Origin of the sequence: Paraburkholderia sp. RL17-373-BIF-A (assembly GCF_046030175.1) — a bacterium.
GTDB lineage: Bacteria > Pseudomonadota > Gammaproteobacteria > Burkholderiales > Burkholderiaceae > Paraburkholderia.
Genome location: NZ_JARESO010000227.1, coordinates 1 through 1,847 on the forward strand (window position 1 = coordinate 1; position 1,847 = coordinate 1,847).

General features: G+C 61.0%; 1 protein-coding gene and 1 pseudogene. Both read left to right on the forward strand.

The window, feature by feature from the left end; genetic code table 11:
- Positions 1-206: IS66 family insertion sequence element accessory protein TnpB (tnpB, locus tag P0D80_RS49865; protein ID WP_408296046.1), on the forward strand; the 206-nt coding region annotated here is incomplete at its 5' end.
- Positions 207-231: 25 nt separating this feature from the next.
- Positions 232-1,584: pseudogene (locus tag P0D80_RS52000) on the forward strand (IS66 family transposase).
- The last annotated feature ends 263 nt before the right edge of the window (positions 1,585-1,847 follow it).

Consider the following 1,847-nt stretch of genomic DNA (forward strand, 5'->3'; position numbering starts at 1 on the left):
GGTCGCGGTCCCCCAGCAAGATGTTGCTGGGGGACCGTAACGGCTTCTGGCTTCTCATGAAGCGGCTCGAGCAGGACCGCTTCGTTAGGCCGCGCAAGGAAGCCGTGCTTAAGCTGCGAACGGAGCAACTGCACGGATTGCCTGAAGGCATCGACATGGAAACGATGCGCGCGCATCCGACGCGCTACTATCAGCGTGTGACCTGAGAAGCGAACCAGCATCGCTGGTCCAATCTGGCGATGCCGCACTACCCCCACCGACGAACTGCAGGCGCCACGCGCAGGACTCGCTGCCGTGAAGAGCGACTTGCGCGTGGTGATGGTCGAACGTGATCTGCTGCGCGAGAAGCTCTAGGCGAATAATCCACGGCTGTTTGCCGCCACAAGCGAAGTGGGTGGGCGAGAGAAGGGTGATCTATCCTTGAACGAAGCCGAGGCGCTTGCAACGGGATGCGAGCCGGCGGAGGAAACGGAGGCGGAGCAGAGCATTGAGGTCGGCGCGCGCGCGCAAGCCGTTGGCCCCGATGCTTCCCCGCGAGATCGTGCGTCACGAGTTGCCCGAACCAGAACGCGTATGCACACACGACGGCCACGCACCAGTCGAAATCTGCGCCGAGAACAGCGAGCAACTCGATATCGTGCCGCAGCATGATCGCTTGATGCAGCGCCAACGAATCCAATACGGGTGTCCTCACTGCGACCTTGGCATCGGGTGACGCCAGCCCCGGCCCGCATTATGCGGAAGGGCTTACTCACCAAATCGGCGCTCGCGTGGGTCGATGTAAGTGAATTCGCTGGTGCGCTGCCGCGCTGAATCGAATCGCCGCGCTGCTGCGTCGTTTGGGTGGCGACCTCTCACGTGGCACGCCGGCAGCGAGCGTAGTTCGCGTCGGCACCCCTATGAAGCCGCTAGTCGATCTGAGGCGCGGTTACCTGCTTGAGGCCGACATCGTCTACGGCGATGAAACGACGGTGCATGTACTAAGAGAGCCTGGCCGTGCTGCAGAACGCAAGAGCTATACGTGGGCCCAGATGAGCGGCACGGGCCCGCCGGTTCGGTTGTTCGGGTACAGCTCGGAACAGGCCGGGCGCTCTGTGCCGGCATGAAACCCGGCGCGGCGTTGATGGCCGACGGCTATGAGCCGTACATCGGGCAGCTCTTTGCGATCGAATCGCGCTGCCAGAACACCACGCTAACAAATCGGTTGATCGTGAGATGGCGCGAGAGTCGTGTGTCCCTCGCGCAAATCGAGGAGAAGGTCCTGCGCCAGTTGCACGCTGTGTTGCCACGAAGCGCCTTCGGCAAAGCGCTGCATCACTTGCAGGGCCAGTGGCCGAAGCTGACTCTTTGTGTCGAGAATATTTGCCTGGTTGATATCGAGCAACGTTTGCGGAAACGCGATTAGGCCATTTACTGTCGGTAGAAAGAACTGGGCTCTTCTATGACACGGTCGCTGGCGCGAACCCGGCGGCTAACCTGTATTCGTTCATCGAAACTTGCAAGGCAAATCGCGTCGAACCGTATGGCTATCTCGTCGCGCTGTCGAAGGCACTCCCGTTCGCAAGCAACCCCAGCGATTACTAGGCGCTGCTACCTTGGCCTTGGCACCTCGCCACTTATGCACACTAACGCAGAGCCGGTCGCCTCGCTCGAGACTCTTGGTCTATTGCGCGCTTACTGTGCTGCGAAGCGCGCCTAACGCGTCGGCACGGTTGCGCTAGCCCGCCGTCTCGACCTTCATGCCGTGCGTCTGAACGCTGTGAGGGAGGAAGCGCCGGACTAGATCGGCACACTCTACCGGATAGAAGAGTGTAGTGGTCTAATTTCCTCGGACAGGTCGATAGGGT